This window comes from Alteromonas sp., from assembly GCF_984505615.1.
Genome location: NZ_CFHOXV010000011.1, coordinates 20,648 through 44,375 on the forward strand (window position 1 = coordinate 20,648; position 23,728 = coordinate 44,375).

16 protein-coding genes are annotated in these 23,728 nt (G+C 49.8%); 10 read left to right on the top strand and 6 right to left on the bottom strand.

Going from position 1 to position 23,728, the window contains the following annotated elements:
• Positions 1-71: 71 nt before the first annotated feature.
• From AC4PME_RS08840 to AC4PME_RS08865, 6 genes are all read left to right on the top strand, one after another.
• Positions 72-1,277: a CaiB/BaiF CoA transferase family protein gene (locus tag AC4PME_RS08840; protein ID WP_303575084.1), complete on the top strand. Its 1,206-nt coding sequence runs from the start codon at positions 72-74 to the stop codon at positions 1,275-1,277.
• Entirely contained in the window at positions 1,274-2,560 is a 1,287-nt protein-coding gene (locus tag AC4PME_RS08845) for a serine hydrolase domain-containing protein (RefSeq protein WP_491045933.1), read from the top strand. Before AC4PME_RS08840 ends, AC4PME_RS08845 begins: the two co-directional genes overlap by 4 nt.
• 6 nt (positions 2,561-2,566) lie before the next feature.
• Positions 2,567-3,844, top strand: coding sequence for a CitMHS family transporter (locus AC4PME_RS08850; RefSeq protein ID WP_491045932.1), 1,278 nt, complete (start codon positions 2,567-2,569; stop codon positions 3,842-3,844).
• A 21-nt stretch (positions 3,845-3,865) separates the two neighbouring features.
• On the top strand, positions 3,866-4,774 hold the full coding sequence (locus AC4PME_RS08855) for a hydroxymethylglutaryl-CoA lyase (protein ID WP_491045931.1): 909 nt from the start codon (positions 3,866-3,868) through the stop codon (positions 4,772-4,774).
• Positions 4,696-6,225: a tannase/feruloyl esterase family alpha/beta hydrolase gene (locus tag AC4PME_RS08860; protein ID WP_491045930.1), complete on the top strand. Its 1,530-nt coding sequence runs from the start codon at positions 4,696-4,698 to the stop codon at positions 6,223-6,225. The genes AC4PME_RS08855 and AC4PME_RS08860 overlap by 79 nt, the downstream gene beginning before the upstream one ends.
• 240 nt (positions 6,226-6,465) lie before the next feature.
• Positions 6,466-9,237, top strand: a complete 2,772-nt coding sequence (locus AC4PME_RS08865) for a TonB-dependent receptor domain-containing protein (protein ID WP_491045929.1) — start codon at positions 6,466-6,468, stop codon at positions 9,235-9,237.
• 384 nt (positions 9,238-9,621) lie between these two features.
• Here the strand turns inward: AC4PME_RS08865 and AC4PME_RS08870 are convergent, their stop codons facing one another.
• The 3 genes from AC4PME_RS08870 to AC4PME_RS08880 are packed head-to-tail and all read right to left on the bottom strand — an operon-like array spanning position 9,622 to position 13,554.
• Complete coding sequence (locus AC4PME_RS08870; protein WP_491045928.1) at positions 9,622-11,178, bottom strand: sugar porter family MFS transporter; 1,557 nt, start codon at positions 11,176-11,178, stop codon at positions 9,622-9,624.
• Entirely contained in the window at positions 11,171-12,181 is a 1,011-nt protein-coding gene (locus tag AC4PME_RS08875) for a LacI family DNA-binding transcriptional regulator (RefSeq protein WP_491045927.1), read from the bottom strand. The genes AC4PME_RS08870 and AC4PME_RS08875 overlap by 8 nt, the downstream gene beginning before the upstream one ends.
• 41 nt (positions 12,182-12,222) lie before the next feature.
• A complete protein-coding gene (locus AC4PME_RS08880) occupies positions 12,223-13,554 on the bottom strand; it encodes a GH1 family beta-glucosidase (protein ID WP_491045926.1) in 1,332 nt (443 codons plus the stop codon).
• Between the two features lie 150 nt (positions 13,555-13,704).
• Between AC4PME_RS08880 and AC4PME_RS08885 the strand changes: the two genes are divergently transcribed.
• Positions 13,705-16,209 carry a glycoside hydrolase family 3 protein gene (locus tag AC4PME_RS08885; protein ID WP_491045925.1) on the top strand — a complete coding sequence of 835 codons (2,505 nt, stop codon included), beginning with the start codon at positions 13,705-13,707 and terminating at the stop codon, positions 16,207-16,209.
• A gap of 86 nt (positions 16,210-16,295) precedes the next feature.
• Here AC4PME_RS08885 and AC4PME_RS08890 read toward each other — a convergent pair whose 3' ends face one another.
• Entirely contained in the window at positions 16,296-17,711 is a 1,416-nt protein-coding gene (locus AC4PME_RS08890) for a sensor histidine kinase (protein WP_491045924.1), read from the bottom strand.
• Entirely contained in the window at positions 17,708-18,385 is a 678-nt protein-coding gene (locus AC4PME_RS08895) for a response regulator transcription factor (RefSeq protein ID WP_491045923.1), read from the bottom strand. Before AC4PME_RS08895 ends, AC4PME_RS08890 begins: the two co-directional genes overlap by 4 nt.
• Before the next feature lie 194 nt (positions 18,386-18,579).
• Between AC4PME_RS08895 and AC4PME_RS08900 the strand changes: the two genes are divergently transcribed.
• Both AC4PME_RS08900 and AC4PME_RS08905 read left to right on the top strand, forming a co-directional pair.
• A complete protein-coding gene (locus tag AC4PME_RS08900) occupies positions 18,580-20,184 on the top strand; it encodes a phosphoethanolamine transferase (RefSeq protein ID WP_491045922.1) in 1,605 nt (534 codons plus the stop codon).
• Entirely contained in the window at positions 20,175-20,582 is a 408-nt protein-coding gene (locus tag AC4PME_RS08905; protein ID WP_119500318.1) for a diacylglycerol kinase, read from the top strand. Before AC4PME_RS08900 ends, AC4PME_RS08905 begins: the two co-directional genes overlap by 10 nt.
• A 16-nt stretch (positions 20,583-20,598) precedes the next feature.
• Here the strand turns inward: AC4PME_RS08905 and AC4PME_RS08910 are convergent, their stop codons facing one another.
• On the bottom strand, positions 20,599-22,968 hold the full coding sequence (locus tag AC4PME_RS08910) for a fatty acid cis/trans isomerase (protein WP_491045921.1): 2,370 nt from the start codon (positions 22,966-22,968) through the stop codon (positions 20,599-20,601).
• Between the two features lie 186 nt (positions 22,969-23,154).
• Between AC4PME_RS08910 and AC4PME_RS08915 the strand changes: the two genes are divergently transcribed.
• The gene (locus AC4PME_RS08915; protein WP_491045920.1) at positions 23,155-23,661 is read left to right on the top strand and encodes a M48 metallopeptidase family protein; all 507 of its coding nucleotides are present in this window, start codon (positions 23,155-23,157) and stop codon (positions 23,659-23,661) included.
• The last annotated feature ends 67 nt before the right edge of the window (positions 23,662-23,728 follow it).

Below are 23,728 nucleotides of genomic sequence, written 5' to 3' on the forward strand. Positions count from 1 at the left end.
GAACAACTTGTAAAAATAAAGTAGCCGGTACGTTACCTTTTCCATCCTGCCGGCTTATCTGAGGAGGATCAATGTTTTCGTTGCTCAACGGAATCAAGGTACTTGATTTAACCACCATCGTTCTAGGGCCCTATGCAACGCAATTCCTTGGTGATTTTGGTGCAGACGTTATCAAGGTAGAGAACATCACCGGGGACTTATTCAGAACCGTCAGACCCGGCCGTTCAGCGGAAATGGGGGCGGGCTTCATTAACTGTAACCGCAATAAAAAAGCCATCGCTCTGGATTTAAAAAGTGAGGGCGGACAGGAAATACTTCAAAAGCTGATCGCAGAAGCCGATGTGGTTGTTCACAACATGCGTACGGCCACGGCAGAGCGTCTCGGTATTGACTATCCGGCAGTAAAAAAGATAAACGATAAAATTGTGTACTGCTTTGCGCCTGGCTACGGTCAAAGCGGCGCGTATGCCCACAAACCCGCTTACGATGACATTATTCAGGCGGAAAGCGGCATTGCCTATCTAAACCGCACATCTGACGGTCAGCCCCGTTTTATTCCCACGATTATTTGCGACAAAGTGGGCGGTATGCATCTGGCCATGTCGGTGCTGGCAGGCGTGGTTCACCGCCTGAAACATAACGAGGGCACCTGCATTGAAGCCCCCATGTTTGAAGGCATGGTGTCATTTCTGATGACAGAGCAACTGGCCGGCGAAACCTTTGTTCCGCCTCTGGGCGGCACCGGTTATGAACGGCTGAATTCGCCTTACCGTAAACCCTTTCCTACGGCAAACGGCTATATCAGTATTTTGCCCTACAGCACACGTCACTGGCAGCGCTTCTTCCGCCTGATTGGACGCGAAGATATGACAGAGCACGCCACGGTGACCGATCCGGTAAAGCGGAGCGAAAACGTGGGATCGCTGTATAAAATTGTCAGTGAAGCCACTCCTGCGCGGACCACGGAAGAATGGGTCACCGCACTGACCGAAATTGACGTTCCGTTTGCTCCGGTGAACAACATTGATGGCTTACTTCATGACCCGCATCTGTCATCCATCCGCTTTTTCAATGAATACGAGCACCCCTCTGAAGGCCGCTTACGGCAACCCGGCAAACCTTTCAATGTTGACGGGGAAGTCACAGACGATTTACCACCACCGCTACCCGGCCAGCATACGGTGAGCATTCTTGAAGCGTTAGGGTACAGCCACGACGCTATCGATGAGTTACAGAAAAAGAACATTATATTCAGCACTGAACGGAGTGAAAAATGAGTTTCAACATTCAGGCAAAATCATACATTCTCGGTGCGGCTGCGCTTTTTACTTTTGCTTCGCTAAGCGGATGTGCAACAACCGCTGCAGAGGATGAGCAAAGGTTTACGGCATTGTCCGCCAAATTAGATACACTGGTTGAAAACGGCACCATGCCGGGCTCAGTCACCACAATTATCGAGCAGGGCAAGCCGGTTTATCATTATGTGAACGGGTATCAGGATACTGGCAGCAAAACGGCGATGACGGATGATACTCTTTTTCGTCTTTATTCTATGTCCAAACCCATTACCAGTGTTGGCATTATGATGCTGCAGGAGCAAGGCAAATTGCAGGTGTCCGATCCTGTCAGCAAGTATTTGCCAGCCTTCAAAGACTCACAGGTTTATGTGTCCGGCGACCTTGAGAACATGGTCACAGAGCCGGTAAAGCGGCAAATGACCATTGATGACCTGCTGGCCCATAAATCCGGTATTACCTATCACTTTACCGGCGACACACCGGTTCACCAGTATTACCGGAAATATGGCGTGAAGCGTGATACCCCCGTTGGCACATTACCAACAGACGGTGCGCCGGCGCGTAATCTCACGGAACTGGCTGAACGCCTTGCCGCAGCCCCGCTGCTGAGCCAGCCGGGCGAAACGTTTGACTACAGCTATTCCACTACCCTGCTGGGTAAAATTATTGAAACCGTTACCGGCGAGCGGCTGGATAACTGGCTTGAGAACAACCTGTTTACGCCTCTTGGTATGAACAACACCGGCTTTTTTGTCACCGGTGACGATCTCAACCGGTTTATGACCAACTATCTGATGACTGAGAATGGTCTGAAGGTCATAGAAACGGCAGAAAATACCGATTACAAAGATGCAAACCGCTTACTCGATGGTGGCGGCGCACTGGCCGGCACCGCATCTGATTATGTGGCGTTTGCCACCATGCTGGCAAATAAAGGTACTTATAACGGTAAGCGGCTGTTAAGCGAAGCGTCTGTGGATGCCTTATTTGCGCCACGCATCACCATTGAAAAATTTGGTAACGACGCCCCGATGGCGTTCGGATACGGCTTTGCGATTGGATCACCGGACACTGAAGCTGAAAACTTTATGCCCGACGGGTCTTTCGGCTGGGCAGGTTCTGGCAATACCGTGTTCTGGGTCAACCCCGAAACCCAAAGCCTTGTGGTCTTTATGACGCAGGTTATCACGCCGCCACCCTTTGCTAAGAAGGTACCGTTTCGTCAGTACCTGATTGAAGCGACTGCCGCAGAAGCCCGTTAACAGCCTATGTTAGCACTCACCGGCTTTCTGACCATTGTGACCGTGTTGCTGGCTATCGTCAGCAAACGTCTCTCCCCGCTGGTTGCCCTTGTTGCTATTCCGGTTGCCGGCGCGCTGATTGCCGGTGAAGGCATGGCGGTGCCCGGCTACATGGTTCTGGGGATAACCGCTATTGCCCCGGTGGCGGTCATGTTCATGTTTGCCATATTGTTTTTCGGCATCATGAACGACAACCATGTATTTACGCCCTTTATCAACGGCGTGCTGAAAGTGTGTGGCAACGACCCCAGGAAACTGTTTACCGGTGTCGTGCTGATCACCGCGCTGGTGCATCTTGACGGCTCCGGCGCCAGTACCTTTTTAATCGTTATACCTGCGGTATTACCGGTTTTTGATGCACTGAATATAGACCGCAGAAAGCTGGCTGCATTAGTGGCAATGTCGGCAGGTGTCAACAATATGCTTCCCTGGGGTGGCCCTACCATCCGTGCAGCCGCCGCCCTCGACGTACCGGTTATGGAGCTGTACGCGCCCGTTCTGCCGGTCCATCTCAGTGGCTTCGCTTTTGTGCTCCTGATTGCTTACTGGATGGGCCATCAAGAACGGCTGAAACAAAATGCGATTTCAGGTACGTCCATCACTTCAGCACAGCAAACGCGCCGGGCAGACGTAAAATGGTTCATCAACATTGCGCTTATAGTTATTGTCATAAGCGCCATCGTCGCCAGTCTGCTCCCCCCTGTTGTGGCATTTACCGGCGGTGCGCTTGCCGCTTTGCTGATTAATGCTCCTTCTCAGGAAGCACAGAAAAAAACCATCGATAATCACGCTGCGCCGGTATTTATGATGGTCAGCATACTGTTTGCTGCCGGATGTTTTACCGGTGTACTGAAGCACTCAGGCATGCTGGATGCCATGGCATCAAGTGGCAGTACCTTGTTACCTGAGGCATTAACCGGAAACATGCCTCTTGTTGTCGCAGTGTTATCAATGCCCCTGAGCCTGTTGTTTGATCCGGACTCTTTTTACTTCGGCATTATGCCGGTACTGGCAGGCATTGCTGCTGAATCGGGCCTGCCTGCTGTCAGCGTGGCACACGGTGCACTGCTGGGGCAAATGACTACCGGATTTCCGGTCAGCCCGTTAACACCGGCAACGTTCCTGCTTATTGGTCTTACGCAAATCAGTCTGGCAGATCATCAGCGCTACGCCCTGCCCTTACTGGCCGGCGTGTCGTTATTCATGACGCTGGTAGCCGTGTTGCTTGGCGTAATCCCCTTATAAAAGTCGTTACAGGGTAAAAACATGACGAACACCGATATTAAGATAGTGGAAATGGGTGCCAGAGATGGCCTGCAAAGCGAACGGCTTCCGGTTTCCCTGAAAACGAAAATTACGCTCATCGACCAGCTTGCCGGATGCGGGTTAATACATATTGAGGCCGGCAGTTTTGTACGCCCGGACCGCGTTCCGCAAATGGCGGATACCCCTGCCGTATTTGAAGGTATAACACGGAAAGCCGGGGTGATTTACTCAGCCCTCACACCTAACCTGAAAGGCTTTGAGCAGGCAGTGAGTGCCGGTGCAGATGAAGTCGCTATATTCGCTTCAGCATCAGAAGGGTTTTCCCGTAAAAACCTGAATTGCGATATTGCCACCAGCCTGATCCGTTTTGCAGAAGTTACCCGTGCGGCGCAACAAGCAGGCATACCGGTGCGGGGATACGTATCCTGCATTGCGGGCTGCCCATATGACGGTGACGTTTCACACGCAAGTGTGATTGATGTCACAGAGAAGCTGTTTGATATGGGCTGTGTTGAAGTGTCATTAGGTGACACCATCGGCACCGGCACGCCCGGACGTATCAGGCACTTACTGAAAGCCCTGTTACAGAGCATACCGCCACACAAAATTGCCATGCACATGCACGACACTTACGGGCAGGCCATTGCCAACATTTATGTTTCACTGGAAGAAGGCATCCGTACCTTTGATGCCTCTGTGGGCGGCATTGGCGGTTGCCCTTACGCAAAAGGCGCTACAGGCAATGTAGCCACTGAGGATCTCGTTTATCTGCTTGACCGCGAAGGGTTTAACCACGGCATCGCTTTACTCAAACTCAGTGAAACCGGATTATGGATAAACAAGGCACTGCAACGACAAACTACGTCACGCGCCGGTCTGGCAATGCTGAACAGGCAGAATGCACAATGAGCCGGGTGTTCTTAATCCGGTTACTGCTGAGCCAACTTGCAGTTTCCACTTGCCTTCTGAGTTCTCACACATTAACAGCAAAAGATCTGACCGGCTTTTGCAACGCTATCAAACAAGCCGGGCCGGAAGACGGCGTTGTCAGCCACATTGAAACTAAAGCGCAACATTGCCGCGTGACCACACAGGTGCGACCTGCAACGCTCAGCCGGTCAGCCGGTTCATTTATTGAGGTATACACCTGGCTGCCCGCACCGGATAAATGGAATGGCCGGTTTATTGCCTTTGGAAACGGGGGTTACAGCGACAGTATTGCCCAAAGTGCCATGACGGCATTTCTGAATAAAGGGTTCGCTGTGGGGGCTACAAATACAGGCCATCGCGGAGACGACTTAAGTTTCGCCTCAGACGTACCTGAACGGATTGATTACTGGGGACGGTATGCGGTTCATGCATTAAGTGAAACAGGTAAAACCCTCATTGAACATGTCTATGGCGATGCACCGCAGTTCAGCTATTTTTCCGGATGTTCCACCGGTGGCCATCAGGCTCTCGCCAGTGTTCAGTATTTTCCGCAGGATTTTGATGGTGTGCTGGCAGGGGCTCCGGGCAACAACCGGATTGCCCTTAATGCCGCCTTTCTGTGGCTTTTTCAGCAATTTCATGACAAACAAACGGGAGAAGCGGTAATCACCAAACCGGATCTCGCTTTGCTGTCCCGAACCGTTGCCCGGCAGTGCGGCGAAGAATCTGGCCCGGCGAAGGGCGTGATCCTGCGAACAGAGTCGTGCAAGCCGGATCTCACCGTTTTGCAATGTCAAAATGACCGTGATACCCAATGCCTGAGCGCTGATAAACTATCCCGCCTGCAAAAGATTTATCAGGGGCCGGTCGATCCTGTCACCGGCGAGCAAATCTATCCCGGTTTTCCACCCGGCAGTGAATACACCGGAGGTGCAGGCTGGGCCGCTTATATGGCCGATCCGAAAAATCCTTTGCAACCTGCCAGAGCAGACTTCTGGCGTTTGTGGGCATTTGATCAGGCGGAATGGGATCCATGGACATTTGACTGGCACACAGATTATCAGCGGGCAAGCAACGCTCTCTCCCCGCGTATCGACGCCACAGAAACGGATTTGTCTGCCTTCATGCAACAAGGCGGAAAACTCATTATTTATCATGGCCTGGCAGACCCGGTTGTATCATCAGCCGATACGGCACGCTATTTCCGTGAAGCCGCGGCAGATACCGGAGCGTCTTTTAATGCCAGATATTACGAAGTGCCGGGCATGTCTCACTGTGCCGGCGGTCCGTTTATCAGCGAATTTGATGCTTTTCCTGCCCTGCAACAGTGGGTTGAGCACGGCACAGAGCCCGGCGTCATCCACGCACCGGTAAACGGTAAATCAAAAGAGACTTTTCAGTTAGCCCCCGCCAAAACCATACTTAAATAATGTCTATATGGGCTAACGAAAAAATTTAGCTAATCCCCTAGACACCAAATCATTATATTTCAAAAACTTAAAACCCATTCATATTAAAATTTTGTTAATTAATAGTATAAATCAATTTAACTTATTGATATCACCATGGTGTGATGAGAACTGATAAGGACTGCCAGCCGGGAGCTGGCAAACACATAAAACAGGACGGCATTAGTGGTTGCCGTCCGACCAGATTCAGGACTATACATCATGTTCAGCACATCAAAAAAGCATCCGCTCTTAAGAAGCAAGCTGCAACTCGCCGTTCTCGCCGCCCTGCTTAACCCGGCTACATCAACAACTGTTTTTGCTCAGGACAAAGAAGAAAAAGACGTTGAAGTCATCAGAGTGACCGGTAGTTATGTGACCCGCGATGCACAGGCTTCCATGTCATCACCCATCCAGATTGTCGGCAGTGAAGAAATCCTCAGATCCGGTTTTTCCGGTGTGGACGATATTATTGTAAACAATACAGCGAACACTGGCAGTGTGGGCGGCGTAAATAACCTCGCCGGCGGTGGCTCAGAATCCCGTCAGACCCGTTCTGCTAACTTGCGGGGTCTGGGCCCCTCTTCCACGCTCGTATTGCTTAACGGACACCGTGTTTCTTCACAGGAAATGGACGCTAAACGGAACAGTTACACCAACCTTGCGGCCTTAGTTCCCACTATCGCGGTGGGAAGAATTGAAACCGTACTGGACGGCGCATCTGCCATTTATGGTTCTGATGCCATAGCCGGCGCCATGAACATCATAACCGATGACCGCTACGAAGGTGTGACGGCCAGCTGGCAACATACAGCGATTGAAAACGCTCCGGCTAATTTGCTGCAATTTAAACTGGGCGGCGGAAACGACAAGTTTCACGGCATGATTGCCAGCAGCTACGAGTACAAATCAAATTTGCAGAATTCAGATCGCGCCGTCACAGCCACTAACAACACCTCAGGGACAGCGCAGCCGGGCAACTTCGTTCTTACAGAGCGCCCTGTCGGCGCTGACGGTTCAGATGTCATCATCGATAACGGCGTAAACGGGCCGGTAAACTATTCCGCCCTGTACGACCAGATTTCTGCAGATACAGACAGCAACAGAGTGACGCTGGCCGATCCACACTGTACCGCCGAAGGCACCGGCGGCATTTATGTTGGCAGCAATCCGTTTCCCTACGGCACTTGCCAGTTCAGCTACCAGCAAATGAACCCTATCATGCCAGAGTCTAAAACCTGGTTAACCTATGCATCAGCCAATTACCTGGTAAATGATGAGCATGAGATGTTCTTCGAAGGCCGCTTCTATAAGCAGGAAGGTAATCGCTATGGTGTCGCCAGTATGCCCATCTCACTGGGATCCCCTGTTGTCCCGGCAGAAAACCCATATAACCCTTTCGGCGTTGATGTCCAGTTCAATGGCCGTGTGCTGGGAATTAATGCGGATTACCGTCTCGCAGAATCTGACGTGGACGGTACCCATTTAGTATTAGGGGGGAAAGGTGAGCTGGGCTTCTCTGACTGGCAGTACGAAGTCAGCGGCGTGTGGAGTCAGGAGCGCGCACTGAATACAGAGCCGGACACTGATCTGCAAATGTTGCAAAATGCTTTAAATGGTTATGGTGGCGCTGATTGCCAGACAGATCCGTTTGGCAACCCAAGTAGTGCTGAAACCGCCGGTGAAGGAAACTGTGTCTGGTTCAGCCCTTTTGGTAAAGATCAGCTTAACCATGACGACCGCGTATTTTACAACCTGTTGCAACCCGGCCGTTCCTCAGATGAAGTGATTTATCAAATCATTGAATTTGTTGCCAACGGATCCTGGTTTGATTTACCCGGCGGAACGATTGGTGTGGCTATTGGCGGGCAAACCAGAAAGGAAACCCGTAAAGTTACTGTTGATGCGGCGACGCAGGCCGGACGTTGGGGCTTTACCGGCAAGCAGTCTCCGGGACAAGGCTCACGGACCATCGATGCTGTCTTTGCAGAGTTATTCCTGCCCTGGACACTGGATTTAGATATGCAACTGGCGTTGCGCTATGAAGACTACGGGCGCTTCACCACTACTGATCCGAAATTAGGTCTTAACTGGCGTGCGACCGACGACCTCACCTTCAGACTCTCTGCCAGTACCGCTTTCAGAGCACCGTCTCTGGCGCACTCAGTGGGGAATCAGTCATCTTCCGGCGTCAGCCAGACTATTGATCCGCTGGACCCGAATGACAACGGAACTTTCCGTGTAATCAATACAATTGCCAATCCCGACCTGGAGCCGGAAGAATCAACAAACGTCAATATCGGCATGACCTGGACAGTAACAGATGAATTAACCACATCGTTAGATTACTGGAGCTTTGAGTTCGAGAATCAGGTAACAGCAGAAACAGCAACACAGGTGATAGAGCGGGATCCAAACGGGCCTGATTTGATTCGGGATGCTGATGGCCGGTTACTGGCGGTAAACGTGGGATATTTCAATGCGGGTAAAACCGAAACAAACGGCATTGACTGGCGTCTGGATTACCGTACAGAAATCATTGATGGTCACACTCTCAGCATCAGTAACTCGCTGACCTGGATTAACGAGTACACCGTGCAGGTGGGCCCGGACCAACCCGTGTATGACGTAGTGGGACGCAGAAACGACAACAACCCCGGCTCTGTTGCACCGGAATATCGCGACACGATGCAGGTATCCTGGTTACACAACGCCCACTCCGCAAACGTCACCATGCGCTTTGTTGATGGTGTGGAAGATGACGTGTTCCTGCCGATGAATTACACCACACCATGGGGACAGATCAGTTCATCCACGGTGATTGATGCGCAGTATGCGTTCCGCTTTGGCGGCAACGAGCAGTATCAGATTGCTGTGGGTGCCGTGAACCTGTTCGACCGCGAACCGCCGGCAGCTTATTTCACCAAGTACCTGTCTACCGCCGCCGATCCGTTAGGCCGTCAGGCATATGTGAGACTGTCTTTTGAACTGTAAAAAGTGAATGGAGAAGCAGTGCGCCTGGCGCACTGCTTTTTAACCTGAGGTTGTCAACAACTTCCGGCAATACAACACCGGCAGGAAGCCGCCCCCAATCAGGATGGCTATCCTGAATGCCTCGTACTCTACAAACCAGAGAGGTTTGAAAAACGTGAGTACAATTATTACAGACGTCATGCCAGTGAATGCATAGTTCAGATACCGGTTTGCCAGATTCATAGAGTAATTTTCTTTTAGGGTGTGATGCAGAGATACAATCAAAATCAACCAGATAATGGCAACACAAGTTCTGCCATTTCACCGGGTTGTTGAGCAAACTTACCACCTCAGTTCGCTTTCGCAACTGTCCTTGATGCCAGCCTGCACACGCAAGAGGCTCCTCTACAATCCCTCAGAGATTTGCTCCAGCGAACGTCCTTTGGTTTCCGGAAACAGTTTAACCACCAGCACCAGACTGATGAGCGCGAATATGCCGTAGGAGGCAAAGGTGACGGCGGCACCGAGATTCATCAGCTCCCAGGGAAACAGAAACTGGACCAGGAAGCTGGAGAGGGAATTAACTACGCCCACCACCGAGATGGCGAGGGCCCTGCTCTGATTAGGAAATATTTCTGCCAGCATGGCCCACATGACAGGCCCTAAAGACATGGCATAGGATGCCACAAACGCCAGTAATCCAAAGAGAACCACTGGTGCATTCATATTGATGCCCTTACTTAACAGCACCCGCTGATGCTGACTGTATTGTTCCTGTCCCAGTGCATTTATTAAAGACTGCTTAAATGACACGTCTGATGAAAATGCCTTACCCGTGAGTGGCACAAGTTGTGTGGCCAGCGCTGGATCGCCAAGTGAAATTTCAGCCACTTCCACAGAATTCAGTTCATAAGTGGCTTGTTTAAAGCCCCAGCTACAGATTGCCATGCTCAGCATCACTCCGCAGAGTCCGGTTACGAGCAACGGTTTTCTGCCCCAACGGTCTATGGTCACCATAGCAATAATGGTGAAAACAATATTGATTAACCCTATCCAGATTGCCTGCATAAAAGCCGCATCCGTGCCGACTCCGCTATGCTCAAAAATGGTCGGGGCGTAGAAAAATATCACGTTAATACCGGTGATTTGTTGTGACACACCCAGTATTAATCCGACAATGAGAGGAAAGCGCATGCGGGGTGCAACCAGAAATCCAAGTCGTTGCCGCCATCGCCAGTGTTTTTGTTCTGATAACTGGCTCATAGCCGCCAGCTGTCTTTCAGCCTGCTCATGACTGAACAGTTTTCTGACCACCTGTCCGGCTTCTGCATGACGATTTTTAAGCATGAGCCAGCGCGGACTGCGGGGCACTTTAAACAACAGCACTAACCATATGGCCGCCGGTATTATTTCCAGTCCCAACATGTAACGCCAGCAGTTGTCACTGATCCCCAGATCACTTACCCATTGCGCATCACTGCCACTGAGCTGAAGGAAGGCGTAATTGCTGAAGTACGAAAGTGCCAGACCCGTGACAATATTGAGCTGGTTTACTGACACCATTTTGCCGCGATTTTCCGGAGCGCTGATTTCTGCGATATACACCGGCGCGATTAGCAGTGAACAAAATGCCATACCGCCAAGAAATCTGGCGCCTACCAGCATCCAGTAATTCACCGACAATGCTGAAGCCAGAGCGGAAACAAGATACAGCGCAGCAATGATGATAAGGGTTTTTCGCCTGCCAATAGCGTCACTGACCGCACCGGCACAACACATGGCGATTAATGCGCCCAGTGTGGGAGAGCTGACAACAAACCCCTGCTGCCAGTCTGACAACCCGAAAGCTAAATCAATAAAACCGACAGCACCGGAAATCACGCTGGCATCAAAGCCAAAAATGAACCCGCCGAGCGCTACAATGAGTGTGGAACGCAGCGAAGGAGAAAGCCTGTTAAGCATGGGGTGCCGGTCCCAGCGAATCCCGTAAGATTAGTTCAGGCTCAAAAATATGCGTGACAGGTTGAGGACATTTGATGTCGTAAACATGTTCCAGCACCCAGTGCGCTGCCATTTCGCCCATGGCACGTACCGGGTTACTTACCGTGGTCAGTTTGGGATACAGGTAGCGACAGAAAATGGCATTATCAAACCCCACTACCGACAACTGCCCGGGTAAATCAAAACCCGCTTCTCTGGCGGCAGTCATTGCCCCGGAGGCCATCTCATCGTTAGCGCACACCAGTGCAGTCATATCCGGGTGCTGAGCCAGCAGGCTGGTAAACCCTTCCTGACCTGACGACTCATGATAGTCTCCCTCAAACATCAGTGAAGGCTCAAAACTGATACCCGCTTCTGCTAATGCCTTTTTATGTCCGGTCAACCGGTCCGAGGCATCTGTTTTAAAAAGTGGTCCGCTGATGTAGCCGATATTCCGGTGACCTTTGTCCAGTACCGCTTTTGTCGCCAGATAACCACCATCCACGTTATCAGCAACAAAACACTTATCTTCCAGGCCGTTAACTTTACGGTTCACCACCGCCACCGGTACCGATGCGTTGCTTAAGGAAACCAGATAGTCATCAGTCACGGCTTCCGCATGGACAATAAGTGCGTCACAACGCCGGCTGGTCAGAAAATCGATGGCGTCTGTTTCACGGCTTTCATCGACGTGGCCCGCGGTAATAATAACGTGTTTGCCGTGTTTTTTAAGGATCAGCTCTATGGTGCTCATCAGATCACCAAAATAAGAGCCGTGCAGTTCAGACACCAGTAAACCCACACTGTTTGTGCGGTTTGAAGCTAAAGACTGGGCGATAGCATTAGGCTTGTAACCTAACGCCTCCATGGCATCCACGACTTTTTGTCGCGTCCGGTCACTGACTTTGGCATTGCCGTTCATCACCCGGGAAACTGTAGCCAGCGAAACACCTGCTGCTTTAGAAACTTCGTAAATGGTTGCCATAATAAAAATACTGCGCCTTCATCATGCCACCAATTTACCGGTTATTTGCGGGTTATCAACTCTTTATAAGCAAATCCGCTTTGCTTAATGATGCGTCGTCCGGATTCATAGTCGGTGTAGACCAGTCCGAATCGCTTACTGTAGCCAAATGCCCATTCAAAATTATCCATCAGTGACCAGGCAAAATAGCCGCGTATATCCACGCCCTGACGCATGGCTTCATCCACTGCATTTAAGTGAGTGTGAAAATAGGCGACGCGGTCGTCGTCGTACACCTGATCGTTGACCAGAATGTCATGCATCGCGGCTCCGTTTTCGGTGATATACACCGGCGGCAGTTGATAACGCTGATGCAGCGACACCAGCAATTCAGTGAACGCTTCCGGCCGGATTTCCCATCCCATATCCGTAACCGGTACATCACGGGGTGGCTGCGCAATAAAACTACCTTTGCCATTATCACGGTATACTGTCGGCGAATAATAATTAACACCCAGATAATCCAGCGGCTGGCGGATTAACGCCATGTCATCCGGCAGAATTTCCGGCCGCTCTTCCGGCGCCAGTGACAGCAGGATATCCGGGTATTCACCGGTTAACACCGGCTGCAAATACCACTGGTTGTGATAGGCATCAGCCTGAACGGCAGCTCTTATGTCATCAGCAGACGGTGACGCAGCAATACAGGTAGAAAAATTCAACACAATGCCATGAATGCCGTCGGGACAGCAGGCGCGCAAGGTTTTCATGCCAAGACCATGGGCCATTAATATATGGTGTGCTGCCTGTCTGCCATTTTTAACACCGGTAATTCCCGGCGCATGCACACCGGTTTCGTATCCCAGATAAGCTGAACAAAAAGGCTCGTTGATGGTAGCCCAGGCATGAACCTTATCGCCCAGAGCGCTGGCAACAACGTCAACATACCGCGCAAACGCCCGGACAGTATCGCGATTTAACCACCCGCCCTTGTCCTCAATGCATTGCGGAAGATCCCAGTGATAAAGGGTAATAAAGACTTTGATCCCTCTGCTGTGCAGCCAGGTTACCAATTCAATGTAAAAAGCCAGCCCCTCCTCATTCACTGTTCCCTCATCATTGATAACTCTGGGCCAGCACACAGACAACCGGTAGGCATCCACGCCAAGGGATACAATAAGCTCAGCATCTTCCCGCCACTTTTCGATATGCCTGCAGGCAATATCGCCGTCAGATCCATCGCTGATGGCACCGGGCTTTTTGCAAAAAAGATCCCATATGCAATCATCCCGCTGATGCCTGCCACCTTCAATTTGATAGCTGGACGTAGCAACGCCAAACAGGAAATCGCGATGCCACATCGGGCTGTCATCAGGTAACTCAATTTTTTTCATATCTGTTCCCGGCAGGCAAACCAGTTTTCGTTATTCAGGATTGAACTTGTTAACGCTTCGTGTAATTATCATGAAAAAATGTAAGCGCTTTCAAATAACATTATTACAAAATGTAAGCGCTTTCAAATCTAACTATGAAGGTTCTACATTATGCGAAAGACTTTGCTCTCGACGGTCGTTGCCTCCGTTTTTCTGACAGCCTGTGTTTCTTCCACAGATAACGCAGACAGTTCGTCAGTCTGGCCTCATCTGGATATAGCCGTTAAACCGGACCAGGCGACGGAAGACAGAGTGTCTGCTTTGTTAGCGTCAATGACTGTTGAGCAGAAAGTCGCACAGGTGATCCAGCCTGAAATCGGCAGTATTACCCCGGGAGATATGCGTCAATACGGCTTTGGCTCTTATCTTAACGGCGGAGGCTCATTTCCCGGCAGTAATAAACATGCAACGCCGCAGGAATGGATAGATTTGGCAGAAGCCATGTATCAGGCTTCTGTTGACGACAGTAAAGACGGCTCAACGATTCCAACCATGTGGGGAACAGATGCGGTACACGGTCATAATAATGTGATTGGTGCCACGCTGTTTCCCCAGAATATTGCTCTTGGCGCGGCCAACAATCCTGAGTTAATGGAACAGATAGCTAACATCACGGCGCAGGAAGTCATGGCCACCGGGATCGACTGGGTATTTGCACCAACAGTTGCCGTTGTGCGTGATGACCGCTGGGGCCGCACTTATGAAAGCTACTCGGAAGATCCTGAAATTGTAAAAGCCTATGCTGCTTCTGTGGTTAAAGGCCTGCAAGGCCATGCTGATGCCGGTGATTTCCTGGGTGACGAGCGGGTGATCAGCACCGTAAAACACTTCGTTGGTGATGGCGGCACAGTGAAAGGTGACGACCAGGGCGACAACATCGCTACAGAACAAGACCTGTTTGATATTCACGCTCAGGGCTATGTGGGCGGTCTTACTGCGGGCGCGCAATCGGTTATGGCGTCATTTAACAGCTGGCACGGCAAAAAACTACATGGTCATAAATACTTACTGACAGACGTGCTGAAAGACCGCATGGGGTTCGACGGCTTTGTGGTGGGCGACTGGAACGGACATGGTCAGATTAAAGGCTGCACTAACGACAATTGCGCTCAGGCGATTAACGCTGGCCTCGATATTTATATGGTACCTTCCGACTGGAAAGCGCTTTACCACAATACAGTGGCGCAGGTGAAAGACGGCACCATCAGCAGCGCCCGTTTAGACGATGCGGTAAGACGCATTCTGCGGGTAAAAATGCGGGCAGGACTTTTTGATAAAGCCAGCCCTGCCCAGCGCCCGCTTTCCGGTAAACAGTCTCTGATTGGCAGTGAAGAACACAGAAAAGTCGCCCGTCAGGCCGTTAAGGAATCTCTGGTTTTACTGAAAAACAAACAAAGCCTGTTACCGCTGTCTGCAAGCGCGAACATTCTGGTGGCCGGTGATGCGGCTGACAACATTGGCAAACAATCCGGCGGCTGGACAATTACCTGGCAGGGGACGAACAATACCAATGACGATTTCCCTGGTGGCACGTCGGTATTTGATGGTATTTCACAGTACGCAAAGCAAGCTGGCGGTAATGCCACTTTATCGGTTGATGGCAGCTATAGCAGCAAACCCGATGTGGCCATTGTCGTATTTGGTGAAGAGCCCTATGCAGAAGGTGTGGGCGACAGAGAAACACTCGCCTACCAGCCAGGTAATCAGAAAGATTTGGCCTTACTGAAGAAACTGAAAGAAGACGGGATCCCTGTGGTATCGGTGTTTATTTCTGGCAGGCCGATGTGGGTGAATGCTGAACTGAATGCCTCGGATGCGTTCGTTGCCGCCTGGCTTCCGGGATCCGAAGGTGCGGCTGTGGCAGAGGTATTATTCGGCGACACTGATTTTAAAGGTAAACTGCCCTTCTCATGGCCGGCATCACCCCTGCAGATAGCCAATGTGGGAGATGATGATTACGCCCCTCTCCTGCCCTATGGATTTGGTTTAACCTTCAGCGACAAGAATGTTCTGCCGGACAACCTGAACGAACAAGATGAAAGCCTTAAGCAACAATCTGCAGAGTCTGTTGCCATTTTACAGAGCGGCGTCCGCGCGCCATGGTCGTTACAGCTTACCTCAAACAATGAACACAAAACTGTTGCCGCCAGCGCTGAATCCTTCGGCAGCATTACTTACCGCACCAGCGACAAAGTGGTACAGGAAGATGCGATTACCGTCACCTTCGATGGAAAGACGCCGGCAGGTATTACTTTCACGCGCACGGGAAGCGGTGAACTGGTCGCACCGGATGAAATAGCTGAAACTGCTTCGCTGGTTTTCAGTGTCAATGTCTCGCAGCCTTTTTCAGATGATGTTTTCGTTACCTTGTGTTCTGAACAGCAAGACAGCGATAAAGCCTGTTCGTCCGGCGTCAACATCGCACCGGCGCTGTCGGGTTTCGAGGCTAACAGCTGGCAGTCAATGGCATTACCCCTTAAATGTTTCGCCTCCCCTGACGTAAACACACTGACAACTGCCTTCGCCCTGCGCACATCAGGTAGCGGTACGTTAAGCCTTGCCGATGTGTTTATTCAAAAAATGCCAGAGCACTCAACGGTGCTGGCATGTGAGTAATTTATCAACCCAAAACTGTCGTTTTGGACATGTAGCATTACTAGTTAAAAGCCCGTTATAACGAGTTGGTATAACGGGCTTTGACACTACACCGGCAAACTAACCCGGAAAGAGATATAGCCCTTATCAGCACTCACCTTTATTCCCGCATCCACAGCTTTCAGCAGTGTTTTGACGATAGCCAGTCCAAGGCCAAAGTTTTCTGTCGAAGTACGGGCGGGATCGTGTTGCCACAGAGGCTCAAACATCAATTGTAACTCTTCGTCGCTAACCGGTTTTTGCATGGTATTGCTTACCACGACATCCAGAGTATCACCGGTAAGCTTCTCGATATTGCAAATCACTTTCGAGTCAGTCGGGCTGTACTGCAATGCGTTGGCAATCAGGTTGGTAAATACGGACTCCAACGCAAATAAGTTACTTTTGACGGTGGCATCTGTACCTTCAGCGATGACCAGTTTTACCCTTCCACTTACTTCAGCATCAATCACTTTTGTAAGCAGATCGCAAACATCGATAATGTCTGCGCAAGCCAGTTTCTGATTAGAGTATTTGTGTAAAAGCATTAACCCTGAAATGATACTTTTCATCCTTAAACCAATCGTTAAGACATCAGGTTTAAAGTGAGCTTCTAACTCTTCATCATCGGGAAAGCGGGTCGCAATTTCAGCCATGGTGATAAGTTCAGTCACCGGGGTTTTCAGCTCATGGGCAATATCAGACGTAAGTCTTCTTTCCCGTTGATAATGGCGACTGTTTTCTGCAATAAAGTAATTAAGGCTCTCAACCACAGGGAGTAATTCTTCAACCGGCACTTTCATTTGCATCGGTTGAGGGTTATCGATTAAGCGCGTATTGCGGATTTGACCAATAAAGTCGTCCAATGGGGTTAATGCATATGCCACCGTGTTTTTCACGGTAAAGCGCACCGTTAATGGAACAATGATAAGTGCCAGAATGAAAGCGGCGTCGATGAGCCAAAGTGAATACTGTAATTGCTCAATCGAAACCGCGTAGGCCAGTGTCATCGGTTTACGCTCGCCTTTTTGTTTTGTGGCGAAATAGGCCTCTCTGTTTTCGGTATCGATTTGAGGAACAAAACGAATATAGGCAATACGCCCGTTCCTGCCATCTGGTAAAACAATATCTTCCAGTACTGTTTCGCCTTCCTTAACCACTTTAAATGGCAGGACATTCATACTGTGCATATGCAGAGTGGGTGACTTTTCGAACGTCTCCCCGTCGTACCATAATTGAAAATACTCAGGATCATTAGTGCCGGTAAATTCCGGATAGTACTCACCGGCGAACTCAAATTCGACGCCGGTCGTGTCTTCATCGACCAGCGTTTCTAACAGGCCAATTTTGTCATGTACCCCATGATTGAACTGGCGCTCAACCCAACCGTCCACGGCAATATCTGTAATTAACAAGGCGGCTACAATGAGCAATGAGATAGCAATAGATAAGCGCCGGGTGAGTGTTTTGCGAATAGAGATCATAGTTCCTCTGCGACCATATAGCCGAATCCCCGCTTATTTTTAACCGGTAATTCGCCGCCCAGTTTACGCACCTTTTTTCTTACCGCAGACAAATGGGCTTCAATGGCATTTTTAGACACCATGTCATAGCTCCCTGCTATGGACTCACTCAGGCGCTCTGATGTCACTATGCGATTTTTATTATGGAACAAACACTCCACAATCCGGTATTCATTTGGGGTCAGATCTACCGGCGTTTGATTCAGCAGTAAAAGCTTACTTTGCAGATCTAACGTAAAGTCTCCCACCACCACTTTGTCATCACTGTGAACGAGCTTTCCCCGTCGCATCAGGTTCACCATACGGGCACATAATTCATCGAAGGAAAACGGCTTTGCCAGATAATCATCGGCACCGGCAATGATGCCGTTAACCTTATCGTCAGGTTCAGAACGGGCCGATAAGATTATTATCCGGGTATCGATGTTTTTCTTCCTTAATACCGTCAGAATTTCCATTCCATCAAGGTGTGGCAACATGAGATCAAGGATCACGATGTCATATTCACCCAATAGCGCCATATTCAGCCCATCCGTACCGGTAGCAGCGTTGTCCACGGCATAGCCTAACTTTTTAAGCCCGATGGTGATATTACGTCTGAGCGCATCGGAATCTTCAATCAGCAATACTCTCATCGCCAACCTCTTTTAAAAACTAAATCGTCGAAGTTTATACCAGAAAACTTAAGATTAGCTGAAGATGTAACTCTTTGCTTTTTATGCACATATTTATTGGTATAACGCTCCCGGAACAATCAGTTTGCCTTAAGACATTCTTAAGGATCCAGTCCTAAGATGCAGCGAAATAAGATTAACCCGGTCCCGACAGGATGCGTATTTTCGCTTTACTAAAATTCAGGCTAACCCCGGCACAAACGCTTGTGTCTTCCTGCTTACTCATTACCCTGCTTTTTAACGTTCCCTTTTTAAGCACAGTATGGGCGGCTGTGTCGCCTGACAGCGTGAAAGATTATGCGTTTCTGGCCACGGTTCCTGTATTGCTGTTCAGCCTGCTCGTACTTTTTACCACTCTGAGCGGGGGATTAATTTTTCCGCGGATGATTTCCGCGTTACACATCATTATTGCGTCACTGATATTTTACGGCATGACAGCATACGGCCTGTTGTTCGATAAAAGCATGATTCAGAACCTGATAGAAACGAATTCAGGAGAAGCATTTTCTTATCTTAACGCGAGCTTTGTTTTGTTCTTCTGTGTACTGGGCATTTTGCCTGTATTCGCACTGTGCAATATGGAAATCAAAACGGCGTTCAGTAAAAGTATTAAACATATTCTGATGATTAATGGCATTGCCATTGTGGCAATTGCACTTATCGCAGCACTTTTTTACAAAGATTATGCGGCAGTTGGCAGAAACAACCGGAACATCATCAAACAGATTACGCCCCTCGCTTTCTACGATGCTGGCTATAAATATATTCGCGATAATTATTTATCTCCCCCTTTGCCATATCGTATTTTAGACAGCCACCCCACCCTCACTGAAAGCACCCGGGACTTACCGGACACCATTGTCATGGTGGTGGGCGAAACAGCCAGAGCCGATCGTTTTAGTTTGAATGGCTACAGCAAAAATACCAATCCCCTTTTATCCGGGGAGAAAGTAGTCAGTTTTACTCAGGTCACTTCCTGCGGCACTGCAACTGCCGTAAGCGTTCCCTGTATGTTTTCCCGTTTAAACCGCGACGACTATGACAGTCGCATTGCCCACAGCCAGGACAATGTATTGGATATTATTCATCGCGCGGGTTACTCCGTGACCTGGATTGACAATAACAGCACCTGCAAAGGGGTATGCAGCCGCATTGAAACAATCCCTTACGACCCGGCGCGGGATGAACGTTTCTGCGACGGCGATTATTGTCTGGATGCAATATTGCTTAACCAGCTGGAGGCAACGCTTAAACAAAACACACAGAAGAAGCGTTTGATAGTCTTGCATATGATCGGGTCCCACGGGCCAACTTACTATCGCCGGTATCCCGGGGACTTCAGCGGCTTCGCGCCTGACTGTGCGAGGAGCGATATTCAAAATTGCGACATGACGCAGTTATCGAATACCTACGACAACACCATTTTGTATACCGACTTTGTTTTAAGTCACATCATCGGGCAGCTTAAAGCCGTGGAAAACGCACAGTTGCTTTACCTGTCTGATCATGGTGAATCATTGGGAGAAAAAGGCTTATACCTTCACGGTTTTCCTTACAGTTTAGCGCCGGAAGAACAAACCCACGTCCCTATGCTTTACTGGCGAAACGGCGATGATATGACGGCTAAGTTAAGTTGCGCAAAATCACTGAAAGATCGCCCTTATTCTCAGGATAATTTATATGACACGCTTCTGGGCTTAACCGGCGTTGTCAGCACTACCTATCAATCTGAACAGGATATATTCGCCACATGCCAGTAAATAAATCTACCAGCAATGTTGTTTACTTCAATAACACGAAAAAGCCCGGCGGGATGCGACGCATCATACTTGCTGCCGGTCACTCCTGGCGAGCGCTCAAATGGCTAGCCACGAATGAAGCGGCATTCAGACAAGAGCTACTGCTTCTGGCCGGCGCGCTTATTGTATTGGTAGCATGGGATATTCCGATTCAGCAAAAAGGGTTATTACTGATTTCAGTCCTGTTCGTCATGTTTGCGGAGATTATTAATACCGCCATTGAGGTCACCATTGACCGTATCGGGCTGGAATTACACCCTATGTCCGGACTCGCCAAAGATCTCGCTTCAGCAGCCGTCATGGTTGCAATTGCGATGGCTGCTGTTGCATGGGGAGTAACGCTTATTGGCTGGATATAATATTCAGCCAATGCCCCTACCGGTCCTCTAACCGGTTGTAATCCAGCAGTCCGCCGTCAACGGGATAACGCGCTTCTGACCATCTGATAAGCTCATCACTGAATGACCAGAACTCAGGGTTGGTGCGGCGTACCCCCACCTTGTCTAACAAATGCTGATAGTCACTTTCGTCTTTCACTTCACCTAACTGCTTTACGACCTGTGGAATATCTGAGGCATTAACCTGCCAGAATACATCCGGGTAGCTGCCCAGAAAGCCCTGAACCAGGGTTAATGAATCGTTGGCGTGGTCACGGTTCTTATCTTCTTCAAACAAGCTGCTTACGTTAAAGTGTGCGCTATTTCTGAGTACAGTAAACACCTCGAAGTCTTCCGGTTTCTCGTCACTTCGCACCATAATCATGGTGATCTCCGGCATGATTGTGGCTTGCTGAGCAGGTAATTCGTCTATGGTAGTCAGCGCGGCAAGCTGCTCTTCGTTAAGTACATCACTGTGTAATCCGGTATTCTCCGGCTGAACGTGCTTGAGATAAGCATCCAGAAGGCGGTACAACTCCCCTTTTGGCTTACCGGTGTCGTATTCAATCCCGGTGTCCTGCTCAAAACTGTTGATATCGCCCTCAATGTAATCCGTCAGTTCCGGTCCGGCATGTTGATACCAGTCAGCTAACTGGATACGGCGGGTTTCTGGTGGCAGTAATGTCAGGAAATTCGATTCTCCTTCCATTCGCAGGAAATCCATATAGAGCCTTGTCATCAACTGATGACCATAATTGCCATACACATCAAATCCGGCCACCAGCAAATAATGGATGCGCTCAAGCAGGGCGTAATCAATCACCCATGCGGTTTTCGGGGGTTTACCCACCATACCTTTCACCACGGTGGCGTTGTCGAAATGACGAAATACGGTCAGACTGGCGTTAGTATTTTTGCCGTCGCCGGCCCAGACACTTTGTAAACTCAGGTGTTCACCCTGCTTAAACGCTTCATTAAGAAACGCCGTTCTGGCACGCATGTATTCGCCCTGGCGGCGGGCGTATTTCACCCAGCTTACCGCTAACGCAGTACTGTCTTTTTCTGCCGGCAGATGCAGATTTTCCCGTTGGGAGGCATAGAATTCATTAAGCTCTTCTGAAGCCGCCACTTCCGGATCGACAAAGAACACCCAGAAACGATCATTAATGACATTCAGTGCTACCTGACCACGGCAGACCGGCCCTTTGATATATCCCATGATGGTATTTTGTGCCCGCTCCAGCATGAAACGGTACCGGCTTTTCACCGGTAACAAAGTGAAAGACGTGAGAGGGTTTGCCGCCACATCCGGCTTATAAGAAGGTAATGCCGGCACATCAAATTCCGCATCCACGAACCAGGCCTGCCATTTAGCCCGTAAATCGTCATCAATCACATACGGCTGATGGGTTTTGCTGACAATGGTTGAGAACACAGGCTGGAGCCTGTACCACACCCGCTCAACACCGGGGTCGTCGAAGGGCCGGCGGGTTGCGATGACCGAAAGCGGTTTACCCGGCGGCGTGGCTGACCGCACAAGATTAAAAAACTGTGGTGTTTCGCCTTCGGGACTCAGGCCTTCAAAATACAAATGGGTGGTGAACAGATGCTCATAAATATACCGCGCAGACAATTTCGCTTTGTTGTTATCTGCATTCAGCCACGTTTCCAGCTCCGATACTTTAGCGACAGTCTTTTCGTCTAACGAAGGCGATTCAGGTAAAGGTGCATTGTGCTGCAACCATCTAAGCAGTGTCAGTTCTTCTTCAGCATTCAGGCCCGGTAACGCGTAAGGCATGCCCCCAAGAGGCTGGTCTGCAATATAACGCCCCATTTCATCAAGTGTCGGACATTGCTGCTCTCTGTTTAAGCTGATATCGAAACCGTCTCCCAGGTGGGTAGTATCAGGTTGCGGATTGGCCCGCTTTAATAACAGCATCTGCGCCAGCACAGAGGTTTGCGTTTCCTGCACAACGTCGCTGTCTTCATCAGGTAAAACAGAAAAGAAGCCACGCTTGCGCCAGGCGTCTTCAGAATGCGCATCGATAAATAACCGGTTCGGCTGTGCAGCAGTTAAGCGGGTACCTTCGTAGACCTTCTCTTTATTCGCTCCGCGGGCAATACCTTCCGGCGCTGTCATTTTCAGCTGGCAGGGAGCGTCATAACAAGCGTGACATACCACACAACGCTTCGTCAAAACCGGGCTGACGTCATGCTCAAAGAATTGTGCAGGTAAGGGTTCTGTCGCCACAACCGTATCAGGGTTATCAAATAGTGGCGCTTCTGCTGCAGACCATTGCCAGATTGCCACACCGGCGATTAAAACAGCCAGCACCAATGCCGCCTTCCCCTTACTAAACCAATTCATACTTCGCTTCCCGTAATGCCCGGCGCACAGTCTACCACCCATTTAGTCCTGCTCAATCTATCCATAGTGAAATCCTGTCAAAGGTTTAATATTCAGCCGCAGACCCGCAAACTCAAAGCCGGATGCATGGTGAGCGGTTAATCATGCTGTATACTGGCTGCAACACTATTATTTTATGCATTCATCATGTCCCGGCCACTGACCTATTTATCTCACTACCCTCAACATCTTCAGGATCAGATCCGCCACCTCATCGACAACAATCAGTTAGGCGACTGGCTCCGCTCCCGTTACCCGTCCGTGCACAACATCAACAATGATCGAGATTTACGTGAGTACGCTATGGACATAAAAAACCGGTACATGAAGAAAACCCAGCCTTTAAGTAAAGTCGTTTACGACGGTAAAATTCATATCGTGAATCACGCGCTTGGGTTGCACTCCTATGTAGCGAGAAATCAGGGCGGGAAGCTGAAAAGTAAGAACGAACTGCGGGTCAGCGATTTATTCAAAAATACGCCTGAGCCCTTTTTGAACATGATTGTGGTGCACGAACTGGCTCACCTTAAAGAAAAAGATCATAACAAGGCGTTCTATCAGCTTTGCCGGCATATGCAGCCGGACTACCACCAGTTAGAGTTTGATGTAAGGGTTTATCTCACCGAAATGGACACTAACGGAACAGTATTCTGATAAGGCTTTGCATATAAAAAAGGCCGCAAAGCAAAATGCAATGCGGCCTGAACTCATGTGGTCCTGT